Genomic DNA, 26,652 nt, shown 5'->3' on the forward strand with positions numbered 1-26,652 from the left:
TATTATGGAAACTATTTATTCCCGGTGCCTGTCACCATTTACCAGCAGTTCCCATATGGTGCCTGTCACCCGAGACAGCTGGTTCTAAATGGGCAATCGGTACGGAGATGAATCTCGTGAACCGCTTGATTGCCGACAATCCACATCTCGACATTGTGTCACTGAATCCGTTTATGTGTCCGTGTCTGACGATGAACCGAATTGACTTGCCTCACTTAACGTGGGTATTAGAAGAATTGGTGGAAGGGCGTATAGTGAATCCTATTAAAGCGGATCAAGACACGCAACATAACGCCAAACTAGCACTGGAGCGAATGTGGCATCATCTTGGCTAATTGAAAAAACTCGCGTCCTTTTTGGGAACGCGAGTTTTTGTATTGTAGAAGAAACTCCGGAATATGCAGAAGAAAACCCTAAACTTGTCGAAGAACGACCGCTCAGTCCTCCCCCTACCTACCTCAACTTTACTTTTCCATAAAGAACAACGACAAACCGCCTGGTCCAACATGTGTTGCAACGGCCACGCCCATCTGCATAATATAAATATCGCCAGTAAATGTCGTTTCCGACCGCAATTTGTCTTGCAAATCAAGGGCTACTTGACGGACCGTCGTATACCCTATTAACACGAAGTTTGTTTGCTCCGTGTCAATTCGCTTTGAAAACTCTTCGATATAATGTTTGAAAACACGGTTGCGTCCCCGTTCTTTGGCAACGACCGCACCTTTTCCATCTTTCATGGACATGATTGGCTTAATATTCAGCAGTTTGCCTATAACTGCGCTCGCTCCTGAGATCCGACCACTACGAATCAAATGACTCAGATCATCTACAGAAAGATAATGTTTCACTTTTGTTTTATGAGTCTCTACGAAGTGGACAATATCTTCAAATGAGTAGCCATTGTCTCTCATCTGAGCGCTCTTCATGAGCAACCAACCACTTCCATGGCTCATAGACTTAGAGTCTAGAATATGGATTTTCACATCCGATTCAGGATGCTCCTCTAAAAATTGTGATTTCCCTAATTCTCCAGATTGATACGAAGTGCTTGTTCCACTAGACATACAGATACATAAAATTTCTTTGTGTCCGTCATTTACTGCTTTTTGAAACACGTCAGCATACAGTCTTGGACTTGGTGCACCCGTAGACGCCTGCTCGCTTCCCGCTTGTAGTTTTTGAAAATAACTGTCTGTCGTAATATCAATCCGGTCTTGATAATCTGTTCCTTCTATGGTTACTGTTAAAGGGATAAGATCAATAGAATAAGATGTCAGCACATCTTGAGAAATATCACATGTAGAGTCAGCTAGTAATTTCATCATAGTTAGGTACCACCTTTTTTTGCAGTTCTAATCAGTGTAAGCGATTTCGTTAGTAGTTGTTAGTGACATCTGTCATGAATAATGAAGGAGTTATATTAAATTATGAAGAACACTACTTTACAGTTTCGAATCATGAAGTATATGCTTGCTCTCACCATCACTGTAGTTATCCTTGTTATTACAGCATCCTACTTCGTCATGGCCCATAGTGTGAAACAAGAAATTGGAGAACGCGCGTTAAATATTGCAGAAACCACAGCCCAACACCCAGACGTCATTCGAGCTTTGCAACTACCCGAATCCACCCCTGAAATTCAACAACTTGCTCTCGACATCCAACAAGAGGTCAAGGCCCAGTATGTCGTCATTGGAGATGAAAATGAGATCCGCTACGCGCATCCTATTAAAGAGCGAATCGGCCAGAAGATGGTCGGTGAAGATAACGACAAGGCACTTCTAGAAGGGCAATCTTATATTTCTGAAGCCACTGGAACACTCGGTAGAGCTATACGAGGAAAAGCACCTGTTATTGATGACAAAGGGACCATCATCGGAGTAGTTTCCGTGGGGTTTTTACAAGACACGGTCTTTCAGACTAATCTTCAGTACGCCAAATATTTGGTCTTAATATTTGCGATTGCAGCTCTTGTAGCAATGGGAATTTCACAATTTTTGACTCGTCGCATCAAACATCAATTGCTTGATTATGAACCAGAAGAAATTGTGTCCTTGTTAACTCAGAGGAATGCTCTTCTTGCATCGATTCGAGAGGCCATCATCGTTACAGACACATCTGGCCAAATTGTCTTGAGTAATCCAGCGGCCGATGCCTTCTTTCCTGGAAAGACTTCGATTCAAGGTCTAGAAATCCAAGAAGTCATTCCTAATACAAGACTTCTCGATATTATGAAATCTGGACAAACGGAACTCGATAAAGTCATGGTGGTTGGTGGCAATGAGACACTGGTCAACCGAATTCCTATAGTACGAAACGGAGAAGTAACTGGAGCGATTGCTAGCTTCCGCAAAATAGAGGATATTGATACGATTGCAGAAGAACTTGCACAAACCAAGCAGTATTCAGAGTCTTTACGCGCACAGACACATGAACATCAAAACTTCTTGTATATGATTTCAGGATTACTCCAGCTTCAAGAATATGAGGAAGCAGTTGACCTTATCCACCAACAACAGACAGAAAATGCATCATTGATCACATTCATTTCTCGTCACATCCAAGAACCTTACATCAGTGCTATGGTAATTGGATTTTATAACCGTGCGAGAGAACTTAAGGTTGACTTAGAATTAGATGAAGACAGTGACTGCGGCGTGCTCCCTTCGTCAATTGAAAAGCATCTCCTCCTTCCGGTTATCAGTAACTTAGTATCCAATGCGTTTGAAGCGGTTGAAAAACTCCCTCTCAAAGACCGTAAAGTACGAATATATGTGAAAGATACAGAGAAAGAATTGGTTGTAGAGATAGAAGATTCAGGGGAAGGAATCGATGTAGCTAGACTTCCCGAACTATTAAAAGGGAAACAATCTACAAAAGATGCGAAGACACGTGGCTACGGCTTAGCGATTGTGCAGGAAAATGTAGCTTTATTAAACGCCACCCTCTCTTTAGAAAACGGAGATCTTGGTGGTGCACTATTTGTACTTGCCATTCCAAAGGAGGATGTACCTGATGACACGTCCCATTGAAGTGCTGATTGTGGAAGATGATCCACGAATTGCACGGATTCATGAAAAGTTTGTAGCTTCAGTCGATGGCTTTACTGCAGTAGGAATCGCTCACACTGTTGAAGAAGCGAAGATGTGGATGGATGAGTTGCAACCGCAACTCGTTTTAGTCGATGTTTATTTACCTGATGACCTAGGAACTCAGTTTGTAGATTATGTGAAGCAGTTGTACCCCTATACTGATGTAATTTTGATAACAGCTGCAACTGAAGTAGATGTAGTTCGCAAAGCTTACGCTGCTGGCATAGAAGATTATCTACTGAAACCCGTCACCATGCAGTCGTTCACCGATAGTTTAACCAGCTATAAAGAAAAAAAGCAGTTGCTAACCTCGACAACGGAATTTACGGAATCTCAAATCCGACAGTTGTTTAAGAAGACCTCACAACCCGATATGGAAGCCGCTCCTAAAGGTATTGATCGCCTGACTCGTGAAAAAGTGTCTAGCGTCATCTCAAAACATCCTGACGGCATTACGGCAGAACGATTAGGTGCGGAACTAGGCATGAGCCGCTCTACTGCAAGGCGCTATTTAGAGCACTTAGTGACTGAAAACACTCTTCTTGTCGAACAAGTCTATGGCTCTGTCGGCCGACCAGAACGTCGTTATTTCTTAAAATAGACCTCTCCCCTTTCCTTCCTCATGTGAAGGAGAGGGGTTTTTTCATGAACAAAATTGAACAAAATGCACAAAACGATAAAAATGGAGAGTATGTTTCAAATATATTCAATTTTCTAAAAATCATTTACTCTTACCTAAAGCAAATGAAAGCGCTTTACAAAAAGGGGGAAATGACAATGAAACTTGGAAAAAAACTTGCAACACTAGCGGCGAGTGCCGCACTACTTGTCAGCTTAGCAGCCTGTTCAAATGGGGAGAACGCAGCTTCTGGCAAAGAACCAGCTGACTATCCTAAGAATAATTTAACAATTGTTGCGCCTTCTGGTGCAGGTGGCGGATGGGATCTAACAGCTCGTGCCATCAGTAAAGTCATGAACGAAACGAAACTGATCGATAAAGCCATCACAGTTGAAAACCAACCGGGTGGCGGAGGTGCCGTCTTCATGGCAACGTACGCTACAAAAGAAGCGGAAAACGACCACATGTTAATGGTGAAATCACCACCTATTTTAATCAACAACTTAAAAGCTGAAGGAAACAGCCCTTATGGCTATAAAGATACAACACCACTAGCTCAGTTAACTAAAGATTTCGGAGCCATCGTTGTAAAGGAAGATTCACCTTACGAGACATTGACTGACCTACTCGATGCTATTAAAGAAGATCCAACATCCATCACTTTAGCAGGTGGTTCTGCTCCAGGTTCTATGGACCATTTACTAACCATCTTACCTGCCTATGAATATGGCATTGATCCAAAATCTGCAAAGTATGTTTCTTATGATGGTGGCGGCGAAGCGATGGCAGCCCTACTTGGATCGAATGCAGATGCTATTGGGACAGATGTATCAACTGTCACTTCGTATGTGAAGAGCGGTGACGTTCGTGTCCTAGCTGTCACATCTCCTGAAAAATTGGATCTTGAAGGACTTGAAGATGTTCCAACACTTTATGACTTAGGAATTGATGCAGAATTCACAATCTGGCGTGGGTTGTTCGGACCGAAGAACATGTCGGAAACCGCTAAAGCCTATTGGGAAGAAAAACTGGATGAAATGGTGAAAAGCGAAGAATGGAAAGCCGAGCTTGAGCGCAACGGCTGGGCTGATGAATACCGTGCTGGAGAAGACTTCACTGCTTTCTTAGAAGAGCAAGAACAAGTCATCACTGAAATTTTAACAGCATTAGATATGCAGAAATAAGACACGGTGCGGGCATGAAAATGCTCGCACCCGTCATTTATGGAGGTATTACGCTATGACGCTACGTTTTGACCGAATAGCAAGCATCGTATTTTTTATCATCGGTGTTCTGTTCTTTACAGAAGCCCTTAAAATCTCGGACAGTGCTTACGGGTCTTCAGTTGGACCAAAAATCTTCCCTATGGGATTGGGTGCTTCACTCATAGTTTTAAGTGCACTACTTATAGTTCAAAGTTTTAAAGCAAAATCTGTCAAAACAGCTGGAGACGAATCTGACTCTCCTCAATACAAACGTTTCTTGATCATTTTAGGGGCAGCCATTGGCTACGTCCTTTTATTAGAACCGCTTGGCTATGTAATCACAACATTTGTCTTTTTAGTTATTGCATTTCAAACGCTGGAGCGTGGTAAATGGCTCCCCTCTTTACTAATAGCAGCGGCTTTTTCAGGAATCATTTATTACGGCTATGTAAACATTTTAGGTGGATCTTTACCAGGATTCCCGATTTAGGACGGTGATACAAGATGGGAACAATTGATTATTTACTCAACGGATTTTTAGTTGCTTTTCAGTGGCACAATATTCTTTTTGCACTTCTCGGTGTAATAATCGGAACAGCTGTTGGCGTCCTCCCTGGTATTGGACCGATGAGTGGTGTGGCACTACTCATCCCTATCACAGCTACTCTAACATCTGGTCTACCAGTCGAAATGGCAGCTACAAGCTCGATCATTCTGCTTGCAGGTGTGTACTACGGAGCCATGTATGGAGGATCTACTACATCTATCTTACTAAATACACCCGGTGAATCGTCTTCTGTTGTGACAACATTAGATGGGTATCAGATGGCTCGCCAGGGGCGTGCTGGTGCAGCACTTGCGATTTCAGCTATTGGTTCATTCGTTGCTGGTATTGTGTCATTGATTGGACTGGTGCTTCTTGCACAGCCCCTTTCAAAAATCGCAATTGACTTTGGTCCAGCTGATTACTTTTCCCTGATGCTATTAGGTTTGGCTGCTGTAAGTGGACTCGCAGGGAAATCTGTGACGAAAGCTTTGATTATGACGGTGGTCGGTCTAATGCTTGGAACGATTGGAATCGATGCAGTCTCTGGTATCGCTCGTTTTACATACGACTCCCCTATCCTTTTTAGTGGAATTGAGTTCTTAACGATAGCTGTAGGGCTCTTTGCACTTGGTGAAGTATTTAAGACGATCTTTGAAAAAGAGACTCACGATGAACCTGTAGCTAAGATCACGCGAATTCTCCCAACAAAATCAGACTTGAAACAAAGTGCGGGACCAATCGGACGTTCTTCAATTTTAGGATTTTTCCTTGGTGTTCTCCCTGGCGCAGGAGCGACGCTCGCTTCCTTCTTCTCTTATATTTCCGAGAAGAAATTAAGTAAGGATCCGGACTCATTTGGTAAAGGAAATATCGCTGGAGTTGCCGGTCCAGAATCAGCCAACAATGCCGCTTCTGGCGGGGCCATGATTCCTCTCTTGACACTAGGGATTCCGGGTTCAGGTACAACAGCCATCTTGATGGGTGCATTCATTATGTACAACATTCAGCCAGGCCCATTGTTATTTGAAGAACACCCTCAAGTCGCTTGGGGCTTGATTGCAAGTATGTTCCTAGGGAACTTGATGCTATTGATCTTGAACATGCCGATGGTGCGAATTTTCGCGAAAATCATTGAAACACCGAAAAAGTATCTGTTACCTTTAATCATTGCGATTTCTGTATTCGGTGTCTATGCCGTACAGTACACTACGTTTGACCTGCTGCTACTTATTGGCTGTGGTGTCTTTGGTTACTTACTGGCGAAACATGATTATCCGCTAGCTCCATTAGTGCTTGCATTAGTACTAGGACCAATGATTGAAAACAATATGCGTCGTGCTTTGACAATTTCAAATGGAGATTTTAGTATCTTCATTACAAATCCGTTATCTTTAACTTTCTTGATTGTTACATTGCTATGGCTAGTAGTTCCATTGATCCTACGTATGCGAGGAAAAAACGTAATTATTAGCGAAGAAGCTTAATTTTTATCCAGTCACATTTTGTGATTGGATTTTTTTACATTTGTTTGAAAAAAACTCATGCTTGTAATTCGTGAATATGGCATCTTTATGATACGAATAATAATCGAAGGAGGGGCAAAAATGGGGCAAACGATTGCCGTATTGCATATTGATCGGTCCAAAAAGCTACTCAGTCCTCTCCTAGATCGGTCTTCACTATTTTCACACCTAACAGAAGATGAAGAATCTATCATTTGGGATAAAAGTAACACATCAGATTTCAGTCCGTTTCAACTTGTTCTTCACCATGGGTTATACGAAATTGTGATGGGTACTACACCGAGCGGAAACCATTTTGCTGTGTTTACGGCACACGAAGAAAAAGCTCTTCGTTCTTTATTTGAGATTGAATCTACAATGCGAAACCAACAGATGAAATTATTTGAGCTCGCGAAATCAAGAACAATCACTAAAGAATCGTTAAAAGAAACAATAGAGAGTGCTTGTGAGACCATCGCTCAATTAATTCAAGTGGAGCGAGTTGGTATTTGGTTATTCAATACCTCTCAATCGATTCTTGAAGCACAAAATATTTACGACGCGCGTTATGCGGAACATCTAGTCGGAGACAAAGTCGATGACATCCACTACCCTACTTATTTTGAAGCGGTTCAAAGTGCGCGGTCATTAGCTATTCATGATGTAGCGACGGACCCTAGAGTTGCCGAGATGTACCCATCTTACTTTGAAGGGATGGGGGGCATTCTCGGTGCCTGTCACCATTTACCAGCAGTTCCCATATGGTGCCTGTCACCCATCCTGAGCGGTCGTTCATCGGATAAATGCTTGATTTATTCTACACTAACCACAATTTATTCTACCGAAAGTGACTTTTCTTCTACCGAAGTCATATTATGGAAACTATTTATTCTCGGTGCCTGTCACCATTTACCAGCAGTTCCCATATGGTGCCTGTCACCCGAAACAAACCCCTCACTACCCGCAAAAAAAAGACTGCAACGACTCAAAAAGAATCGTAGCAGTCCATTTTTATAATTTACTTCTCCATAAAGAACATCGAAAGCCCACCAGGACCTACATGCGTTGCGACCGCAACACCCATTTGCATAATATAAATATCGCCAGAGAACGTCGTTTCGGCTTGAATTTTTGTCTGTAAGTCAAGCGCTACTTGGCGATCCGTCGTATAGCCAATTAACAAAAATGTTGTGTTCGTAGAATCATTTCGTTTCGAAAACTCATCCACATAATGCTTCAGTACTCGATTTCGGCCACGCTCTTTTGCAACCACTGCACCTTTGCCTTGCTTCATTGACATGATTGGCTTAATGTTTAACAACTTTCCAATAAGTGCACTCGCGCCTGAAATGCGCCCACTTCGAATCAAATGACTCAAGTCGTCCACTGATAAGAAATGCTTTACTTTAGTTTTATGTGATTCTACAAATGTCACGATGTCTTCAAAAGAATGACCTTCTTTTTCTAGCTCTGAACTTTTCATGACAAGCCAACCACTTCCATGACTCATCGATTTTGAATCGACCACGTGAATCTTTACTTCCGATTCAGGATTCTCTTCAAAAAACTGAGTACGGCCGAGTTCACCAGATTGATACGAAGCACTCGTACCACTCGACATACAGATACATAGAATTTCTGAATGTCCGTCTCGTATCGCTTTCTCAAAGAATTCGACATATAGCGATGGGCTCGGAGCACCTGTAGATGCTGCTTCGCTACCCGCTTGAAGCTTTTCAAAATATTGATCTGTTGTAATGTCTAATCGATCTTTATAATCCGTACCCTCTATCGTTACAGTTAAAGGAATAATATCAATCTCATAAGCTGTGATGACGTCTTGTGATAAATCACACGTCGAATCTGCCATTAATTTCATAAAAATAAGTTGCCACCTTTACGTATTTCCTATTAGTGTAAGCGATTTCGTGTTTCATTATTAGTGACAACTGTCATATAAACTTGATGTAGTTGTGAATTATTTGTGATTTTTAGCATTTAGTAAAGTTTCTAAACTATTCATACTGTTAAAAAACGTCGAACATGGTATCTTTATGATAATCACTTGAAACGGAGGAGGGGTATTCATGGGGCAAACCATTGCAGTTATTCTTATCGACCCTAGCACCCTCGATTTTCATCCACTAATCGATACTACGAATATCATTTCATTACTTACCAATGAGCAAAAAGAACAGTTCATGGAAAAGCATAAAACAAATGAAAATTCATCGTTCACCTTTTCAATTCAAGAAATAGCCTATGAAGTAGAAATTACTAAAACACCCTCTGGGGATTTATTTGCGGTTCTTAAGTCTCTACAAGAGAAATCCTTAAAGTCTCTTCTTGAACTTGAATCGACAATGCGTGAACAACAAATGAAGTTGTTCGAACTCGCACAATCACGGACCATCACTAAAGAATTATTACGTGAGACTATTGAGCATGCCTGTCAGACGATAGCAGAACTTATCCAAGTTGAGCGTGAGAGATGTACCCCCAATACTTCCAGGCCATGGGGGGGTATACAGTCCATGTTAGACGCCCCCATTATGATGAGTACGGGTATAGGCGGGGTGTTATGCTGCGAGACATTGTCGAAAAGGCATTGGTCAGAGTTAGATCAAACTTTAGTGGGCACACTTGCTGATATGGTTGCTTTTTTATATGAACGTATTTACCGAATCGAGACCGAAGAACGAATGAAACATCTAGCTTACGTAGACCAAACTACGGGACTCATGAATCAAAATGGATTTGAACAGACGGTTGCTTCTATCCTTACAAATTCTGAAGATGGAAAGTTTATTTATTTAGTGATCGATCAGTTTGTGACTATTCAAGAAGTATTGGGATTTGATGGTGGCGATCAGGTGCTTCAACAGATTGCCGATCGATTGACTGCACTCTTCCCAAACCCGTCCCATGTAGCTAGATTGGCGATGGACCACTTCGTACTATTTGTTCCAAGTTTCCTTGCTACGCCTTTAGACGACCTGTTAATCCAATTGAAAAAACCTTATATCATCAAAGGTCAAGAAGTGTATGTTTCGTACAGTTATGGAAGTGCGACCTATCCAATTCATGGGACTAGCGTAAAAGAGTGTTTGCAAAATGCGCAAATTGCACTTAGCTATGGAAAAAAGTTAAGCACTCAAAGTATTTCCTCTTTATATAATCCATTTATGAAAGAGGCCAGCCAAATTCTGTTCGATACTGAATTTAACCTTAGAAAAGGGTTGGATATGCAACAGTTCAGTTTGTATTACCAACCGCAAGTGAATGCACGCACTGGAGAAGTTGAAGGCTTTGAAGCGTTAATACGTTGGCAGCATCCCGAAAAAGGAATTATTCCTCCTATCGACTTTATCCAGCATGCAGAATCGACCGGCCTTATCTTACCGATTGGTGAATGGGTCATTGACCGCGTATTTTACCAACTAGAACAGTGGAGAGACCAAGGAATTGACCAATGTAGCATTTCAATTAATGTTTCACCACGACATTTTTTACACGAAAAACTGATTCCTCATTTAGAACTTTGTTTACTCAAATATAACGTGAAATCTTCTGACGTCATTATTGAGATAACAGAAAATGTTGCGATGGGCGATTATTTAGCTGCGCAAAGTCGGATAGCCGAACTCCATGCTCTAGGATTTAAAATTAGTATCGATGACTTTGGTACAGGATTTTCTGCGTTTATCTACTTGCAGCATTTTACTATCGATGAGATCAAAATTGATCGGCAATTTATTTTAGATATCGAGAGCAATAAAAAAAGCTTAGGTATTGTGAAATCCATCCTAGACTTGGCGAACCTTTTAGACTTACGTGTTGTAGTCGAAGGAGTCGAAACAGAAAATCAACTGCATCTTCTTTCTCAGCTCGGATGTGAAACGATTCAAGGCTATCTATATAGTCGCCCATTAGATACCAACCAATTGAAAACTTGGTTACATGAAAGAAGCGCCCACTAGTTGTGAGCGCTTCTTTTACAAACCATTTATCAATACAAGTTATTTTCTATAATAAAGTATAAGTATAGGTAGTAGCAGTAAAGCCATACTCATACCTACAATACCAAGATGTGCATAACTTGTGAGTCCCACTATAATTCCAGAAACTAGGCTCCCTAGCGTTCCAGCAATTGCCACAAGCACATCAATCGTCCCCTGATACTTTGCCCGCACCTCTATACTCGTCGAGTCGATGAGAAGGGATGTCCCAGCAATCAAGCCAAAGTTCCAACCAAGACCTAACAAAACAAGAGGAATCACCATCTCAACTAAACTGTCTCCAGCAGCTTGAAGTGTAAGAATTCCTGTTATTCCTAAAGTCACACTAGCTGCAATGATCATTGGAGAGCGGCCGATTTTATCTACAAGCACTCCGGTAATGAGTGAAGGTAGATACATGGCGGCGACATGAAGACTGATGACAAGTCCGACCGCACCAATTGCGGCACCGTGTCCTTCCATATGAATAGGTGTCATCGTCATAATAGCTACCATTACAAACTGTGTAATGACGAGAACTAGAGCTGCTAGAATAACTCCTTTTTTTGAAGTGACCTCTAGAAGGCTCGTAGCCGTTGGTTGTTGTGTTTTAGCAAGTTCTTTTGCAAGGAGAAATGGGTCTGGTTTTAAACCAATAAATAGTATCAAACCTGCAATGAAGTATGCACTGGCCGCCAAAATAAACGGACCTGTTAATGTAGGAAGCGAGAGGGATTCTGCTACTCGTCCCATCGGTCCCACTAAATTTGGTCCTGCGACTGCACCTAGTGTAGTCGAAACAAGTGCAATACTTACAGCTTTTCCTCGTTGTGTCGGAAGTGCAAGGTCTGTTCCCGCATAACGTGCTTGAAGGTTTGTTGCTGTCCCAGCACCATATATAAATAATGCTACAAAAAATAAAGGGATCCATTCCAACGTCGTCCCAATGATAACGCCTATCGCCCCTAACGCTCCTAAGAAGAAACCGATACTAAGTCCAATGCGGCGTCCAATCTTTTGTGTCAGTCGTCCTATAGTAAAAGCGGTAGCGGCCGAACCCAGTGTAAAGAGCGCTGCTGGAACACCCGTCAGTGTCGTGAGCCCAAATAAATCCCTCGCAATCAAAGCTCCAACAGTTATTCCTGCCGCAAGTCCAGCTCCCCCAAATATTTGGGATAAGACTACTATCCATAAAGTCCTCTTGTAAATATTTTCTCTCATGTTTTTCTTTCCTATTCTGTACGAAGTAGTTTCTTATTTACCTTACACTAGTGATGCATTTGTTACGATAGTTTTTTCAAAAGAATGTGATAGAAGTAGGAAAAGAAAGTAGTATTGTTTTGTAGCGCGACTTCTTCTTCTAGCCAGTGATACGATTCATCTAAATAGTCCATTATATAGCTAAGCCCTTTTACTTCTACGTCATATCTCTTTCCTAGTTGATTGCTCCAATGCAATAAATCTTCCAGAGGATAGAGTATGCGCAAATCTGAGCTTTTTTGAACTCTCTCTTTCACTTGTTCTACATGTAGATCATAGATCTTTCCTATAGTTTCTAACTGTATATCAGCAGTTGGCGACAATGCCCGAAAATTTTCTTCGAGCGCTTTTGCAGCTGGATTTTCTGAAATGATGGAGAGTGTTCCTCCCTGATTTAGTTGATTGGCAAGCTTTTGTATGAGCTGTTGTGGATTTTGTGAATGTGCCAGCACATTATGACAACAAATCAAATCATAGGATTCTTCTAAAGCCAACTTTGACTGATCATGGTTGAGAATCTGATAGTGGATAGACAGATTTTGATTAGATGCCTCATAGCGACATTTTTGAATTTTTTTATAGTCTTTGTCAGTGCCCGTTATAGTTGCACCCGGATAGGTTTTACTAAGTTGTCTTGTCAACCATCCTTCTCCACATCCGACATCTAAAATTTGAGGCTGCGTCTTTAGAGCAGGTAATTGATGGAGTAGTAAGTTTGCGTAATGATGGGGTATGTAGGTCATTTCTTCACCTCAGTGCATTTGTTTTGACTCCATCATAGCATGAAAAAAACTCCCCATTTTTTGGGGAGCTAAATACTTACGACACAGCAATGACTTTTTGTTGCTTTATACCTTTTCGTATCCCATACACCACTCCATAAACTAATGGCGTAGTAGCAATTGATGCAAAAAACTTTACAACATATTGTGTTGCAATCATTCCGATAAGAACTCCTACCGGAACCGTTCCTGCAAATGCAATCGTAATAAAAATAGTTGTGTCGAGTAATTGACTAGCCATTGTAGACGCATTATTTCGAAGCCACAATTTCTTTGCACCATGACGCTTTTTCAGCTTATCAAACACATAGACATCCAAATTTGTACTGATGAAATATGAAATCAAACTAGCTACAATAATACGGATACTGCCACTTAAAATCTCCTCAAACGCTAACTGGCCTTCCCAAAACGATGCGGAGGGTAAGGCAATTGTGATGCCGATAAAAAGAATTGCAGCAAGTTGCGTGACGAGACCAGCGCGAACCGTCTGCTTAGCTTGTTCTTTCCCGTACACCTCGACAATGACATCAATAATTGGGTAGGTAAAGATATAGATCACGACGGCTGCAGGCAAAATCGCAAATTCTCCGATTGAAAACAATTTAACTGCCACAATGTTTGCAAGAATCAGCAGGCCTACAAATAATCCATTTAGATAAAGTAACATGCCGCGACCTCCTACCGGTTATCCACTTTTTCAGGATAGAGATCGTGATTCATTAAACGGTGGAATGCCATCTCTTCATATTTTGTACCTGAGCGTCCGTAGTTGCACCATGGGTCAATCGAAATTCCACCACGTGGTGTAAATTTGCCCCACACTTCAATGTATCGAGGGTTAAGTAGAGTGATTAAATCATTCATGATGATATTTACACAATCTTCATGGAAATCCCCATGATTACGGAAGCTGAATAGATACAATTTTAATGACTTACTCTCGACGATCTTTTGATCTGGAATATAAGAAATATACATCGTGGCAAAGTCTGGTTGACCTGTAATTGGGCAGAGACTAGTAAACTCCGGTGCATTGAATTTCACAAAGTAGTCCCGATTTGCGTGCAGACTGTCGACCGCCTCTAATACTTCTGGTGCGTAATCTTGTGGATACTTAGTACCTTGATTTCCGAGCAATGTAAGCTCCTCTAATCCTTGTTCGTGTGTTCGTCCTGACATAAAAAAATCCTCCTTGAAATGTACTTGTTCAAGAGAGGAAAAAAATACGAATGCATACAAAAAGCCATGCCCGGAATGGACATGGCGAAGTGACATGTATCCATAGTTTTTTATAGAGGGTGTCCGCTATGAACCTCTCCTGCACAAGCAGGTTTATTTACTTTCTCAGTATATCAAAATTCCGATTAGTTTAGAATGTATTTTTTCAACTCTCTCATTCTCATATTAAAAATTATTAGATATTTTTTCCTATACAGTGTACCTAGTATTTATTATGATTAAAGCAATGAAATGGAAGAGAGTTGATTACTATGAAGTGGTTCTCATGGACTGCTTGGGCAAGTTTGCTCATTGTTATCAGTGTTATTGCATATTCAATTGGTTATCAAAAAGTTCAAGAGCTTTTGCTTCCTACCTTTTCCTATGAGCTCACTTTTCATCCTATCGACCGTTCTTCTCAAAATTTCGAACTTACTACTCGCACAGTAACCATTGGAATGGCTGGGGATGTCTTGTTGCATAAAGATCTAAACAATTATGAAGATTACCGTCCATCCTTCAGTGGTGTCCGAGAAATGACCCAATCATTGGACTTCTTCTTGATCAATTTAGAGTCTCTAGCAGCTGGGGAAGCATTTGAGCTTTCTGGCTATCCAAATTTTAATAGTACTGACACAATTGTCGATGGGTTAGTTGATCTCGGGTCCGACTTAGTCATGGTCTCGAACAATCACACTCTTGATAAACGAGCAGCCGGATTGCGCCAATCGCTTGCAAATTTACAAGCGCGGGATTTACCCTATGTCGGCGCTTATGCATCTGAAAAAGACGCTGCCACGAAACGCATCTTTGAAGTAGATGCGCTTACAATCGGGGTTGTTTCCTATACATATGGGCTAAATGGACACATCGTGCCAGCCGACCAACCCTATCTTGTAGATCTTATCGATGTAGCAAAAATTCAAAGTGATATTCGTGACTTGGATGCGGAAGTAGATCTTGTAATTGCACTTATGCACTGGGGAACTGAATACGAATTAGAGGAAAATGAGGAACAAAATTACTTAGCAACGATTGCACACCAGGCAGGAGCAGATATCATTTTTGGTGGACATCCGCATGTTCTACAACCTTATGAAGTAATGGAATCTGGCGATAAAAAAACACATATCTTCTATTCCCTTGGAAACTTCTTTAGTGGGCAGACAATTGAAAACACCAATTATGGCGGCGTTGCCGTTCTGTCTGTTGAAACAGATGGCGACGACATTCTAGCTATTGAGCCTTCTTTTTATCCAACAGAGGTGACATTTACTCCCGACCGTGTTGTTGTAAACCCTATGCCAGAGTCTCAAGCAAGCTTTTGGACAAATCATATCGGCGTACCTCTTTATGAGTAATTGAAAAGTTCCCAGGGAAGGTTTCAAAACGCGAATTTCCTTGCGTAGTGAAATCATCCCTAGGAACTTGATAAATTATTTCTTTCGTTCTCGAACCCATGCGACGATAATGGTAGCCATGAGGGCAAAGCCTAGGTAACCAACTGTTGAATATACTTTACTCACAAGAGTCGTAAATCCAACTAAACTTGCTACGTAGCCTGCTATACCCACGAATACAATCACATACTTGAATGATTTATGGTCCGGCTGAATAAATCGAACTGTGAACGAATAAAACATCCCGACTGCAGTATTATAAATCATGGCAAGTAAAGCGATTGCCATCAAAATCCCCACTACTGGATGAATCTGCGTTGCAAGTTCAAGTGTCGGCAAATCAACACCAGCGATTGTGTCCACTTTCACAAACAAAGTTACATTCACTAAGATGATCATCAGTCCAAGTAATGCCCCACCTAATGCACCACCAATTCCTGCTACACGACGATCTTTTTCCGCCCCACCCATCACAATCAAGAGTGCAGCCCCGCAAGCGATATTATACGAAACGTAAAGCAATGCCCCAAGGAACCAGTTCCCTGCTGCTGAAGATTGTTCTACAGCAATTGCATTTGCTTCAGCAATCGATAAATCCATCGTTACTAGTGAATACCCAAGAATGACTAAAATCACTAGCAATAAATACGGCGTGATAGAGGCAATGACATTTAAAATGCTTTTCAGGTTCAGTAATAGAGTTAGAATTGTTAAAACGACCATGATGATGCTTCCAATGCGAGCATCTAACCCGAAGACTTGTTCAAATGTAGAACCTGCCCCTGCAAACATAACCACGGCTACACCGAACAAGAAGAATGTAATGAGTACATCCAGTGCAAGTCCTAAATAACGGCCACCTATGTGATAAATAACTCCTTTATGTGAAGTAGTTTGTAATTGAGATCCAAGCTGCGCAAGTGTCATCCCGAGAAATGCAAACAGTGCTGTCGCTACAACTCCTCCTGCTATCCCCCATATACCAAAACTCGTAAAATACTGTAGGATTTCTTGACCAGAAGCAAATCCCGCTCCCACAATTAATCCGACGAACGCGCCAGCCATCTGTAAACTTCGTTTCATAAAACTACCTCCGTCAGTCTAAGTTGTAAGTTTTTTTCATCACAGTGTAGTCTTCTACTGCTTTATAGTCTAGTTTATAGCCAATACCTGCCGATGTTGGTACGTGAATAACGCCTTTATCTACTACCACCTCAGGCTCGATGATATCTTTCACCCAGTAGCGAGAAGATCCTGCTGTATCACCAGGCAATATGAAATTTGGAAGAGTCGTGAGCGCGACATTATGGGCACGGCCAATTCCTGCTTCTAGCATACCCCCACACCACACCGGAACGCCTTGATTCATACAGTAATCATGAATTTGTTTTGCGACTGTCAATCCGCCTACACGACCGATTTTTATATTAATAATTTTTGTTGCACCTAATTCCACTGCTTTACGAGCGTCTTCAAGAGAATGAATACTTTCGTCAAGGCAGATTGGTGTCGACAGTTCTTTTTGTAACGTTGCATGGTCGATAATATCATCTGATGCAAGTGGTTGTTCAATCATCGTCAAATTGAATTCATCTAATTGCTTAAGAAGTGCAGTATCTTCTAAACGGTAGGCTGAATTTGCGTCTGCCATAATCGCAACATCTGGAAACTCGTTGCGGAGCGTACGCATCACGTCAACGTCCCAGCCCGGCTTGATTTTCACTTTGATGCGTTTATAGCCTTCTTCAACGTACCCACGAACTACTTCTACGAGCTCTTCCACTGAATTTTGGATGCCAATACTAATTCCGACATCAATTTGAGTTTTGATACCTCCAAGTGCCTCGGCAAGGGACTGATTCGTCTGCTGAGCGAAAATGTCCCAAATAGCGCCCTCAATTGTCGACTTCGCCATATTGTTTTTGCGAATGGTTGAAAATACTTCCGTCACTTCATCCGGATGAGCCAACTCTTTGCCTAAGATAAGCGGAATGAGGAAGTCTTCAAGCATATGCCAATTCGTTTTAAACGTTTCTTCGTTGTACCAAGGGGACGAAAACGCAACGGATTCTCCGTAACCAACTGTTCCTTTTTCATCTATTGCTTCTAATAGAATGAAATCCTTCGTTTGAAAGGTGCCAAAACTAGTCGAAAATGGACTTTTCATTTCCATTTGTAAGTGGCGTAATGTGACTTCAACAATTTTCATAATGCGGTTCCTCCATAATAAACTTCTGATTTTTTTACAAATATGTAGGAGTGCCAGTCCCTATCCTGCTTTAGTTCTATTGCACAGTAATCGTTTGCTACTAACTCTTGAAACAGCTTTCGAGAATCTAGCCTCCACTGGATGGCCAGTTTCGGATCCTGTTTTTTTAGTGCTTGAAAATCTTTAGGAATCGGCATTGTATAACTTTGTGCAGAACCGACTTTTCGTATATTCGTCAAGAGAGGCATCTCATTCACCCATACGATATCCGCTAAACTTTCAGGTTCAGGGAAGTCGATTTCACTTCGAGAAGCTGTAGTTGGCCAGTGTACTTCAAAACGATCAGAAGGTAGACCTGCGTTTAGACCGTCTGTCATCTCCCCATAACAATTCTCTAAATACTTAAAAGATACCGCTCCAAGCTTGGTCAAATTCAAATACCCATTCCTGGCCTCAAGCGGATCATAGGTCCATACCATGTGAGTAAAGCCTCGTTTAGCAGCAAATGTTTGTTGATGATACTTCAGCGCTTCTCCAACTTTTTTGGATTGGTAGTCAGGGTGAACACCAAGCATATGCGAGCATAAATAGGCTTTTCCGTCCGAGAACCCTGCAAATCCGTAACTAAACCCAATTAAGTTTTCTCTATCAAAAGCACCGACGATGACTCCTCCGTGTTTGATAGCTGTCATCGTCTGATGGAGTGGAATGGGTTCCATGTCCCATATGATTCGTTCGAGGGCTTGCATGCCTTCCAAATCTTCACGAGATTGTAACTCGCGGTACTGTATCATGGAGATCCCTCCTCACATCTTTCTACTGCTAGTTTCGCTGCCGAGGCTAAGATACGTGCACCTTGCTCTAAATAAGTTGTATTGAATGTCATTTCCGGATGATGAAGTCCAGGTGTCACGCCACAACCCAGCCCGAGCATCGTCGTTTTAAGTTCAGGTTTGTGGAAGGAAAAGTAATGAAAATCTTCTCCACCGGGTGAAATAATCTCTGGCCCGCAATGTGACTCTCCTACGGTTTCAATGATTGCGTCTTGTAGTAAGCTTGCTGCTTCTTTATTCACTTGCGCAGCTACTATCTTGGCGCCTTCATGGTACTCAATGGAGACTTTATAAAACGTCTCGACAGACGCAATCGCAAGCTCCAACCCTTCGATTAGCAAGTCCATCGTATCGTTTTCTTGCGCTCGGCAATCTAAAGAGAATGTGGCTTTACCAGGAATGATATTCGCCGCAGTCCCACCTGCCTGGAGATGTGTCATTTTAATCGAACCTGAACGCCCAGGTTGAATCCAAATCCGTTTCAGTGCATCGATAAGAGCAGCCGCCGCTTCAATTGCATTGATTCCTTGCTCGGGTCTTGCCCCGTGTGCTTCGATACCAGTAATCGTTCCTCGAATCATACGAGCCGCTCCGTGATGAAGTGCGGGACTATGCACCCCTTCTGGAAGTTCAATGAGGGGGCGGACGTGAACTCCAAATAAGTACTGCAGGGGATCAATAACACCCTGGTCTAAAAGTGCGAGCGCTCCATTCCCTTTTTCTTCTGCCGGCTGAAACAAGATTCGAACCGCTCCGGTCAAATTTGCTTCGCTTAAGAGAGCTGCAGCCCCAAGCCCCATTGTCATATGTCCATCGTGGCCACATGAATGGTTCGCTTTAAACTCACCCTCTACTTCTTGCCACAAAGCATCGATATCTGTCCGAATACCAACACGTGGCGTCCCTTTTCCGATATCTACATATAAGCCTGTCATGTCCTTAAAGCGTTTTGGTGATAGTCCCAATGCTTCAAGTTCTTGCACCAAATAATTCGTAGTTTCATGTTCTTCCCAACTGACTTCAGGATGCGCATGTAGGTGGTCAAAGTGATGCGCAAGCGTAGTTTTTAATTTAGACATTTCATCAGCTCCATCTATTTTGTAAATAGTTCACGTGCAATTTCTCATAAATCTTCTGTTGTTCTTCATAATACGGCAAATCTTGTTTCGTCATACCTGCCACCAGCGTATTGAGGAATGCCATTAGAGCTGGAAGCAAGTCGATTGTGGAATGATTCGGTGATTGCAACACAAACGGATAATCCGCTAGACGAATGGCCGGGGCAACGGAGGAATCGGTAATGGCAAGAACTTCTGCACCAAGAGATTTTAGTTGCTCCGTCACTTGAATCGCCTCTTTGTAGTATCGGTGAAGTGAGATCAGTACAATCAGGCAGTCTTCATTTATTTCACGATACAGCTTGATTAATGAAGTTGTATCTTTCGTTGCGACTTGAACATTCGGTCGCAGGATGGAGAGCGTGAACCCGAGCCACTGTGCCGCAATATAGGATGCCCCTTCCCCAATAATCACAACGCGTTTTGTTGTATGTAGTTTTTTGGTTGCTTCATCAAAAAGTTGAGCATCGATTCGAGAAGCGATGTCTGTAATTTGTTGGCTGATTGCGCCCATGATCACCGATGCGTACTGTTCTTCGTCTGTATAGGATTCTTTAGATGCTATGTAGGTCCCAAGAGAACTCGTCTGAACAACCGTTGATGTAATAGTTGATTGAAGCTCTGTATAACCAGAGAGACCAAGTGCGTAGCAGAAACGAATCACAGTTGTCTCCGATGTCTCCGCATGTTTTCCCAGTTCTGCAGCTGAATGCATAAGAACAAGCGTAGGAGAATCTAAAATCAGTTTGGCGACGCGCTGTTGAGATTTTGAAAGGGAAGGAAAGACGTGTTCAATTTTTGTTTTTAAAGTGTCTTCTCCCATACGAAGCTCTCCCTTCTTTTTTGTAGTTTTGAAGTTTACACTTCATTTTGTTGTTAGTACTGTAGCATAGATTGACTAACATTTGCAACGAGTTATCTGAATATTGAGTAGATATAGCTAGATGTGGAGCCGGATAGGTGACAGGCACCAAATGGGAGTCACCTCCAAATGGTGCCTGTCACCACAAAAACTTCCCCAAATAGGCACCATCAAAAAAAGACCAGCGGCTGCTGGTCTTTTGAGTTACTTCTTGTCTTTTCCTTTTGCCTTGCCTTTCCCTTTCTTCTCTTTTACTTTCACCACAACAGCTGTTAATGGATCAAGCTTCAGTTGAGAAGACGTTAGCGAGAATCCAGAAGGCTTCTTCACTTTTTTGACGCCTGCCTCGTCATTGTCTACAAGGACTTCTCCTTTTGTTAAATTTAAATCGCCTAGTGAAAGTGTGCGACTCTTTGTATCCGCGTTGACAAACACATAATACGTACCGGTACCGTCTGTGGATTTGCTTTCGTACGCGATGACTAAGTCTGTCGCTTGCACTTCAGGAATTTCAAGCAGACGAACATTTTCATTCACCAACTCAAGCTCGCCGAGTCGGAAAGCATCCGTTGAACGACGAAGTTTGATCAGTCCTTCTGTATACGCACGGGTTGTTGTGTTAATCGAAAATTTCTTTTTGTCCGTCGCTTTTTGCCAATCAAACATGTTGATGGCATCCGAAGAATCATAAGAATCATGGATGAAGTAGCCAAATGGTTTACCTGTCTCATCTTCTAATTCATGGTACTTCTGCTCCGGAACACCTTCGCCGAACCACTGCTTCGTACGGCCATACTCTTGACCCGCATGAAGGAAAGCTGTTCCTTGAGACGTTAAAATCAATGTATTTCCTAAACGCATGCGCTTATGGATTTCAATGTTGTTTTCAGGAATTGCTGGGTCTTTCTTGATGGATTGTGCAATCACGTCATAAAGCGTCAAGTTGTCATGCGCTTCAATATACTGCACCATATCACCTGGGTCATCGTATGCTGTGTTCGATGGTTGTCCTTTGATGTTGTTGATGATTGTATCAATAGAACGTGCACCGCCTGTTAAGAAGCGTGGCTCTCCTTCAGAACCAAAGCCAGATTTTAATTCATTGCGAATCTCATCTGAGAATACGCCGACGTCATCTGTCTTATTCATCCAGTCTTGATCGGCACCCATCCCAGCAAGATCTGGCTCCGCGATATGCCCCGCAAACGTTCTCCAGCCCTCCCCAATGAATAAGGCGTCTGGGTTAATTTTTGCAGCTTCGTCATAGGCTTTTTGAATGGCCGGGTACGTCGCGTCACCCATCATATCAAAACGCATGCCGTCAATCTTGTACTCATCGAACCAATACTTCACGGAATCAACCATCAACTTCTCAGCCATTGTGTGATTCGTCGCCAAGTTGTTTCCGAACCCACCAAGGAAGTTACCGTTTGCATCTTGGTAGAAATAATAGTCCGGAACGATGTCATTTAAGTGAGAAGATTTTGCCATGTGCGTGTACACGACATCTAAAACGACACCCATTTCGCGGTCATGAATTGCGTCAATCAGTTGCTTCAACTCTCTAATGCGTAGTTCAGGGTCCATCGGGTCTTCTGAATACGCTCCGTCTGGTGCAAAATAGCCGTGCGGGTCATATCCCCAGTTGTATTCATTGCCACCTGCTGAATACTCCAGTTCACGCTCATCCATCTTCGTTTCATCTCCATAATACCAAGCCATAACTGGAAGCAATTGAACGTGTGTGACGCCAAGTGACTGGATATAATCGAGTTTGTCGATAAGAGCCGTGTATGATCCCCAGCGCGTTTTCAGGTCTTTTGAAATTGATGGATCCGATGTGAAGTCACGTACATGCACTTCGTAGATAATCGCATCTTCCCGCTTTTCGTAGCCATCAATTTTCGCATGTTTGAAGCCTTTTGGGTCTGTTCCTTTTAGGTCAACAATCGCTGCTTTGCCGACTAAGTCTCCGTCTGGTCCTGCCTCACCTTCTGTATTGACCGTAAATGCAGCAAGTGATTTTGCATATGGATCTAGTACTTGTTTTGTGATTCCGTCGTGCGTGACATCATATTGATAGTAATAGCCTTTCAAGTCTTTCACACCTATATCTTTTGGTTGAACGTTTGCAGTCCAAACACCGGACTCTCCAAGTGTAAGTGCAACTGATCCGATATGTTTTGCGGAATCTTTTTTATCATAGAAATGTGCAACAACGTCTTGTGCTTTTGGTGCCCACAGTTTGAGTGTAACTGCCCCTTTTGAATACGTCGCTCCGAGATCATCACCGTCATAGGCATACAAGGTGTCAATCAAACGCCAGCCAGCGTCGGCTTGCACTGTACGACCCGCGAATTCAATAGATAATGGGAGCTCTTCTAAAGAGAAGTCCGCTATCACGTCTACTGTTTTTCCATCGACAATCTTCACATCAGAAATAGCAACTGCATTTCCGGATGCATCCGTAATGGTTAGTCCTTCGCGCAGTGTATCTCCTTCTAGACCGTCTGTCATTGAGAACCCTAAACGAATCGTATCTTCTGACACCACTTCACCAGTCAACAAGCCAGTTGCTACATCCCCATAAGGACTGATGTAGACAGTGTCATCTCCTTGTTTGATCCACAAACGGTTGTATTTATCCAGTAAGTTAAAGGATTTGTCGCCACCATCTTTTTCCTGCGTCGTTTCATTCACAATCAAGAAACCGAGTTGTTTCGCAGCTTCTGTAAGTGTGAGGTCCACATAAGCACCGTATTGGTCGCGTCCAGAAAAATCAGCTGCATCCGTCGGCCAGTTCGCAGATGGATTTTCAACATCTCCCCAGTTCCATATACCCAAGTTTTCATAGTCTCCTGCGTCACGTGTGTAGTGAATTCGCACGGTGTTTTCAGGAAGGTCGACTGGCTCGTATGTGTAAACTGTGTTATCGCCTTGTTTGATCCAGATTTCATTTTGCTCGGGAGATGAAAGTGTAAATCCTTTATCTCCACCGTCTTTCCCAGCATCCCCTTTTGTGATATTCATCACGAGGAAACCAATGTTTTTTGCACCTTCCCGAAGTTCCACATCGATGTAAGCACCGTAGCTGTCTTTTGATGTGAACAGTGTCGCACCGACTGGCCAGTTGGCAGAAGGACGTGCTACGTCGTTCCATAACCAGGCACCGAAGTTTTCATAGTTGCCGTCTGTTCGGTTGTAATGAATGCGGATATGGTTGTCTGGAATTGGCTCAACGGCTGGCACCGTACCTTTTGTTGCAGATAGAATCGTGCCTTCTTCAAGTGTTAAAAGTACTGTACCTCCGTCTATATTCGCAGGAAGCGTCAAAACGACTGTGCCTGCTGCATCTGCTTCATACGTTTGACCAGAATAATGGTCCACGAGTTGCGCGTTCGGTGTATCCGTCTTCACTGTAATATCCGTTGCTTCACTTGCTACATTTAGACCGACATAGACTTTATCGTCAGTAAACGTGTGGCTAGTCATTAAGAACTTCTCAGCGTTCGAACCGCCAAGTGTCTCACGTTCACCTTTAGCGAATGTTTTCGAGTGATCTGCGCGGAAATTCAGTAATTTCGTGTAATGATTTAACACATCATTGTTTTCTACTTGATCCCAAGCCAAGTCATAACGGTTGTCATACTGTGGGTAGTTGTTTGCTCCAGTTTGCCCTAGTTCTTCCCCGTAATAGATGACCGGTTGACCTTTTGCTGTTGCCTGTAGGGATGCGGCCACTTTATATTTGCCAATGTCACCACCAAGACTGTGAAGGAACCCATCTTCATCATGACTTCCTAAAAATTGACCAAGTGTTGCCGTGTTGGAAAGCTTCCCATGGCGCGCTTGCAACGTCTCATTGGCAGATTGAATATTTCCGTCAACAAAGCTTCGGGCAATCGACTTAAATTCAAAGTCAAGAAGAGAATCCATCATACCTGTATTCAAGTACCCAAGCGTATTTGTGCTACTCGCTCCCCAAGCTTCTCCAATCAATTTAAAGTCTTGTTTCTTTTCAGTAAGTGCAGCTTTAAATGCCGTCCACGTTGCATCTTCCACGTGTTTCACTGTGTCCACACGGAAGTAATCAATCGTGTTCCCGTTTGGTGTCGTCGCAAGATCGATCCACTGCGTTTGCCAGTCGATGATTTGTTTACGCACTGCGGGGTCTTCTGTCTTGAAGTCTGGCAGTCCTGCTAATTCTCCTACAACTTCATCTGACCCGACTGCTGTGCCTTGTCGAAGTAAATCGCGGAACGGAGCGCGGTCTTCTTCAGATGGGTAGCCCACAGGTGGATTTTGCAAGTTCGCATCTACGTCTTTTAATCCATAACCTGAATGGTTCAATACGACATCCACCATTAATTTCATGTCCCGTGCGTGCAATTCATCAATCAATTCATGAAGTTCGTCCATCGTCCCAAAGTGTGGATTCAGTTTCGAGAAATCATTTGCCCAGTATCCGTGGTAGCCGTAATACGGTTCCCCATCTTCGCCTAAACGAACATCGTATTTTACATTGTCAACGATTGGACTAATCCAAACCGTGTTGACACCAAGTTCATCTAAATAGTCCAGTTTTTCTGTGATGCCTTTTAAGTCGCCACCTTGGTATGTCCCACGTTTTGACGTATCATAGTTCATGCCGTGTGGGTCATTGTTGGAACTGTCCCCGTCGAAGAAGCGGTCTGTCAGCATGAAATAAATCACTGACTCGTCCCACTCAACTACCTTTCCTTCGGATTTCACCACTTCTATTTGTGTAGTGCTTTCATACACATTTCCGTACGAATCTTTCACAGAAATCGGCAGCTCTTTCGTACCTGCTTCAACACTGTCTTTTACTGACAAAGTGATTTTAGAAACGGCAGGATCTACTTCGAGCGCCCCTGACCCGCCAAGTGCAGAATCATCGACTACGATAGATGCGATAGAAAGTCCATCTGTGAGTCCATCAATGGATAGTGTTAAAACTGCTTGATTTGTTGCAGAAATCGTCTGAGGAGAAATGTCGCCATTCACCACAAGATCTGCTTGGCGGAAATCTATAGAAGACACTCCGTCCACAGTGTTATATGGATCTGACACTTCTTTCGTTTCGCCATTTCGTGTCACAGTATAAGTATATGGTGTAACACCATTTGGGATATCTGTGACATCCACGACGAAGCGCTCATTGTCTGCTTCATATGTCATGTCATATGTTTCTCCTGCGAATTGGAGCTTTACCTTGTCAATCGTATGCATTTCGTCTGTTTTAAAAAGGTCTTTGTCACGGTAATAAAATGTCGCATCTCCTTGATTGATGACGGGTGCCGAGCCGTCTGGCACTATACGAATTTGTTCAACACCACTTGTGACATATGCCTTTGTTAGTGTGTCATTTTTATTGACTGTAATAAAACGATCCCCAAATTCTTTTTGTGCTGTATTCCAGTCGTAAGTGCTACGGAGTACAAAACCAAATTGCTTTGTATCTTTGCCAACAGCAATGTTTGCAACTGCCTGTCTCCCTTCTTTTGTCTCAAACTCGAGCTGGTCATCTTGAACGCCCGTATTCCACGCCCAGATATTCCAGTCTCCAAATTGTCCATCTTCTCGACTATACGTCATCCGTACAGTTCGGTCTTCAGATTCTTCAGTGCTTGGTGAAGTAGTTTGTGCTGTAGCAGCAGGTACAATTGGTGTTCCAATTCCGATAACTAACGCGAACGAAGTGACCCAAGCCAATAGTTTTTTCCCTTTCAAATGCATTCTTCCCCTCTGTTTGTAATCGCTTTCAACTTTTCGTGCAGTTGAAATTTGCGCAAGCGTTTGCACAAATATCTACATATAATGCTACAGCACAGTAAGTTTTCAGACAATTGTTTTTTGAAAATTCCGTAAGAGGACCTAGAAAAAATAAAAAGAGGCTGGGACAAAACTCGGCCGATAATATAAAAAATGGTCATCGCGATTGAGTGATGACCATTTTTTATGGGTAATTTCAAATATGCGG

The 26,652-nt window shown here is 42.5% G+C and carries 20 protein-coding genes, 1 pseudogene and 1 riboswitch; of the genes and pseudogenes, 9 read left to right on the forward strand and 12 right to left on the reverse strand.

The features are described 5' to 3' along the window. Positions 1-80 precede the first annotated feature (80 nt). Positions 81-335 (forward strand): annotated as a pseudogene (gene nadA, locus JOD03_RS09325) (quinolinate synthase NadA); the annotation flags it as partial. A gap of 129 nt (positions 336-464) precedes the next feature. On the opposite strand, the gene JOD03_RS09330 reads toward nadA, so the two are convergent. After that, the gene (locus JOD03_RS09330) at positions 465-1,328 is read right to left on the reverse strand and encodes a DegV family protein (protein WP_204590567.1); all 864 of its coding nucleotides are present in this window, start codon (positions 1,326-1,328) and stop codon (positions 465-467) included. Between the two features lie 102 nt (positions 1,329-1,430). Here JOD03_RS09330 and JOD03_RS09335 point away from each other — a divergent pair, with 102 nt between their 5' ends. From JOD03_RS09335 to JOD03_RS09360, 6 genes are all read left to right on the forward strand, one after another. After that, a complete protein-coding gene (locus JOD03_RS09335) occupies positions 1,431-3,035 on the forward strand; it encodes an ATP-binding protein (RefSeq protein ID WP_204590568.1) in 1,605 nt (534 codons plus the stop codon). After that, positions 3,019-3,696, forward strand: a complete 678-nt coding sequence (locus JOD03_RS09340) for a response regulator (protein ID WP_204590569.1) — start codon at positions 3,019-3,021, stop codon at positions 3,694-3,696. The genes JOD03_RS09335 and JOD03_RS09340 overlap by 17 nt, the downstream gene beginning before the upstream one ends. Positions 3,697-3,866: 170 nt before the next feature. Beyond that, the gene (locus tag JOD03_RS09345) at positions 3,867-4,898 is read left to right on the forward strand and encodes a tripartite tricarboxylate transporter substrate binding protein (RefSeq protein WP_094942552.1); all 1,032 of its coding nucleotides are present in this window, start codon (positions 3,867-3,869) and stop codon (positions 4,896-4,898) included. A gap of 55 nt (positions 4,899-4,953) precedes the next feature. Beyond that, on the forward strand, positions 4,954-5,409 hold the full coding sequence (locus tag JOD03_RS09350) for a tripartite tricarboxylate transporter TctB family protein (protein ID WP_204590571.1): 456 nt from the start codon (positions 4,954-4,956) through the stop codon (positions 5,407-5,409). A 14-nt stretch (positions 5,410-5,423) separates the two neighbouring features. After that, positions 5,424-6,950 carry a tripartite tricarboxylate transporter permease gene (locus tag JOD03_RS09355; protein WP_204590572.1) on the forward strand — a complete coding sequence of 509 codons (1,527 nt, stop codon included), beginning with the start codon at positions 5,424-5,426 and terminating at the stop codon, positions 6,948-6,950. Positions 6,951-7,070: 120 nt separating this feature from the next. Further along, the gene (locus tag JOD03_RS09360; protein ID WP_204590573.1) at positions 7,071-7,985 is read left to right on the forward strand and encodes a GAF domain-containing protein; all 915 of its coding nucleotides are present in this window, start codon (positions 7,071-7,073) and stop codon (positions 7,983-7,985) included. 1 nt (position 7,986) lies between these two features. Here JOD03_RS09360 and JOD03_RS09365 read toward each other — a convergent pair whose 3' ends face one another. Next, entirely contained in the window at positions 7,987-8,847 is an 861-nt protein-coding gene (locus JOD03_RS09365; RefSeq protein WP_204590574.1) for a DegV family protein, read from the reverse strand. A gap of 208 nt (positions 8,848-9,055) precedes the next feature. Between JOD03_RS09365 and JOD03_RS09370 the strand changes: the two genes are divergently transcribed. Continuing rightward, positions 9,056-10,948: a sensor domain-containing phosphodiesterase gene (locus JOD03_RS09370; RefSeq protein WP_204590575.1), complete on the forward strand. Its 1,893-nt coding sequence runs from the start codon at positions 9,056-9,058 to the stop codon at positions 10,946-10,948. 39 nt (positions 10,949-10,987) lie between these two features. On the opposite strand, the gene JOD03_RS09375 is transcribed toward JOD03_RS09370, so the two are convergent. The 4 genes from JOD03_RS09375 to queF form a co-directional block, all read right to left on the reverse strand. Then, positions 10,988-12,187, reverse strand: a complete 1,200-nt coding sequence (locus JOD03_RS09375; protein WP_204590576.1) for an MFS transporter — start codon at positions 12,185-12,187, stop codon at positions 10,988-10,990. A 62-nt stretch (positions 12,188-12,249) separates the two neighbouring features. After that, a complete protein-coding gene (locus JOD03_RS09380; protein WP_204590577.1) occupies positions 12,250-12,969 on the reverse strand; it encodes a class I SAM-dependent methyltransferase in 720 nt (239 codons plus the stop codon). Between the two features lie 76 nt (positions 12,970-13,045). After that, positions 13,046-13,678, reverse strand: a complete 633-nt coding sequence (locus JOD03_RS09385) for a queuosine precursor transporter (RefSeq protein WP_204590578.1) — start codon at positions 13,676-13,678, stop codon at positions 13,046-13,048. 11 nt (positions 13,679-13,689) lie between these two features. Beyond that, entirely contained in the window at positions 13,690-14,190 is a 501-nt protein-coding gene (gene queF / locus JOD03_RS09390; RefSeq protein WP_204590579.1) for a preQ(1) synthase, read from the reverse strand. Between the two features lie 96 nt (positions 14,191-14,286). After that, positions 14,287-14,333, reverse strand: a riboswitch (PreQ1 riboswitch). Positions 14,334-14,501: 168 nt separating this feature from the next. Here queF and JOD03_RS09395 point away from each other — a divergent pair. Then, on the forward strand, positions 14,502-15,590 hold the full coding sequence (locus tag JOD03_RS09395; RefSeq protein ID WP_204590580.1) for a CapA family protein: 1,089 nt from the start codon (positions 14,502-14,504) through the stop codon (positions 15,588-15,590). 75 nt (positions 15,591-15,665) lie between these two features. On the opposite strand, the gene JOD03_RS09400 is transcribed toward JOD03_RS09395, so the two are convergent. The 6 genes from JOD03_RS09400 to JOD03_RS09425 all read right to left on the reverse strand — a co-directional run bounded on the left by JOD03_RS09400 (position 15,666) and on the right by JOD03_RS09425 (position 26,402). Then, entirely contained in the window at positions 15,666-16,712 is a 1,047-nt protein-coding gene (locus JOD03_RS09400; RefSeq protein WP_204590581.1) for a YkvI family membrane protein, read from the reverse strand. A 13-nt stretch (positions 16,713-16,725) separates the two neighbouring features. Next, positions 16,726-17,838: an o-succinylbenzoate synthase gene (gene menC / locus JOD03_RS09405; protein ID WP_204590582.1), complete on the reverse strand. Its 1,113-nt coding sequence runs from the start codon at positions 17,836-17,838 to the stop codon at positions 16,726-16,728. Then, a complete protein-coding gene (locus JOD03_RS09410; protein WP_204590583.1) occupies positions 17,835-18,632 on the reverse strand; it encodes a GNAT family N-acetyltransferase in 798 nt (265 codons plus the stop codon). The genes menC and JOD03_RS09410 overlap by 4 nt, the downstream gene beginning before the upstream one ends. After that, positions 18,629-19,750 carry an amidohydrolase gene (locus JOD03_RS09415; protein WP_204590584.1) on the reverse strand — a complete coding sequence of 374 codons (1,122 nt, stop codon included), beginning with the start codon at positions 19,748-19,750 and terminating at the stop codon, positions 18,629-18,631. The genes JOD03_RS09410 and JOD03_RS09415 overlap by 4 nt, the downstream gene beginning before the upstream one ends. Before the next feature lie 4 nt (positions 19,751-19,754). Further along, positions 19,755-20,612 carry a MurR/RpiR family transcriptional regulator gene (locus tag JOD03_RS09420; RefSeq protein WP_204590585.1) on the reverse strand — a complete coding sequence of 286 codons (858 nt, stop codon included), beginning with the start codon at positions 20,610-20,612 and terminating at the stop codon, positions 19,755-19,757. A gap of 243 nt (positions 20,613-20,855) precedes the next feature. Further along, complete coding sequence (locus tag JOD03_RS09425; protein ID WP_239584923.1) at positions 20,856-26,402, reverse strand: pullulanase; 5,547 nt, start codon at positions 26,400-26,402, stop codon at positions 20,856-20,858. Between the last annotated feature and the right edge of the window lie 250 nt (positions 26,403-26,652).

It is taken from the genome of Chryseomicrobium aureum (assembly GCF_016909155.1).
Lineage (GTDB): Bacteria > Bacillota > Bacilli > Bacillales_A > Planococcaceae > Chryseomicrobium > Chryseomicrobium aureum.

Excerpts from the sequence above, each read along its gene's own strand:
- JOD03_RS09330 (WP_204590567.1), bottom strand. The coding sequence starts at position 1,328 with ATGATGAAATTACTAGCTGACTCTACATGTGATATTTCTCAAGATGTG.
- JOD03_RS09340 (WP_204590569.1), top strand. The coding sequence starts at position 3,019 with ATGACACGTCCCATTGAAGTGCTGATTGTGGAAGATGATCCACGAATT.
- JOD03_RS09375 (WP_204590576.1), bottom strand. The coding sequence starts at position 12,187 with ATGAGAGAAAATATTTACAAGAGGACTTTATGGATAGTAGTCTTATCC.
- JOD03_RS09355 (WP_204590572.1), top strand. The coding sequence starts at position 5,424 with ATGGGAACAATTGATTATTTACTCAACGGATTTTTAGTTGCTTTTCAG.
- JOD03_RS09345 (WP_094942552.1), top strand. The coding sequence starts at position 3,867 with ATGACAATGAAACTTGGAAAAAAACTTGCAACACTAGCGGCGAGTGCC.
- JOD03_RS09370 (WP_204590575.1), top strand. The coding sequence starts at position 9,056 with ATGGGGCAAACCATTGCAGTTATTCTTATCGACCCTAGCACCCTCGAT.
- JOD03_RS09360 (WP_204590573.1), top strand. The coding sequence starts at position 7,071 with ATGGGGCAAACGATTGCCGTATTGCATATTGATCGGTCCAAAAAGCTA.
- JOD03_RS09400 (WP_204590581.1), bottom strand. The coding sequence starts at position 16,712 with ATGAAACGAAGTTTACAGATGGCTGGCGCGTTCGTCGGATTAATTGTG.
- queF (WP_204590579.1), bottom strand. The coding sequence starts at position 14,190 with ATGTCAGGACGAACACACGAACAAGGATTAGAGGAGCTTACATTGCTC.
- menC (WP_204590582.1), bottom strand. The coding sequence starts at position 17,838 with ATGAAAATTGTTGAAGTCACATTACGCCACTTACAAATGGAAATGAAA.
- JOD03_RS09415 (WP_204590584.1), bottom strand. The coding sequence starts at position 19,750 with ATGTCTAAATTAAAAACTACGCTTGCGCATCACTTTGACCACCTACAT.
- JOD03_RS09410 (WP_204590583.1), bottom strand. The coding sequence starts at position 18,632 with ATGATACAGTACCGCGAGTTACAATCTCGTGAAGATTTGGAAGGCATG.
- JOD03_RS09380 (WP_204590577.1), bottom strand. The coding sequence starts at position 12,969 with ATGACCTACATACCCCATCATTACGCAAACTTACTACTCCATCAATTA.
- JOD03_RS09335 (WP_204590568.1), top strand. The coding sequence starts at position 1,431 with ATGAAGAACACTACTTTACAGTTTCGAATCATGAAGTATATGCTTGCT.
- JOD03_RS09365 (WP_204590574.1), bottom strand. The coding sequence starts at position 8,847 with ATGAAATTAATGGCAGATTCGACGTGTGATTTATCACAAGACGTCATC.
- JOD03_RS09350 (WP_204590571.1), top strand. The coding sequence starts at position 4,954 with ATGACGCTACGTTTTGACCGAATAGCAAGCATCGTATTTTTTATCATC.
- JOD03_RS09420 (WP_204590585.1), bottom strand. The coding sequence starts at position 20,612 with ATGGGAGAAGACACTTTAAAAACAAAAATTGAACACGTCTTTCCTTCC.
- JOD03_RS09395 (WP_204590580.1), top strand. The coding sequence starts at position 14,502 with ATGAAGTGGTTCTCATGGACTGCTTGGGCAAGTTTGCTCATTGTTATC.
- JOD03_RS09385 (WP_204590578.1), bottom strand. The coding sequence starts at position 13,678 with ATGTTACTTTATCTAAATGGATTATTTGTAGGCCTGCTGATTCTTGCA.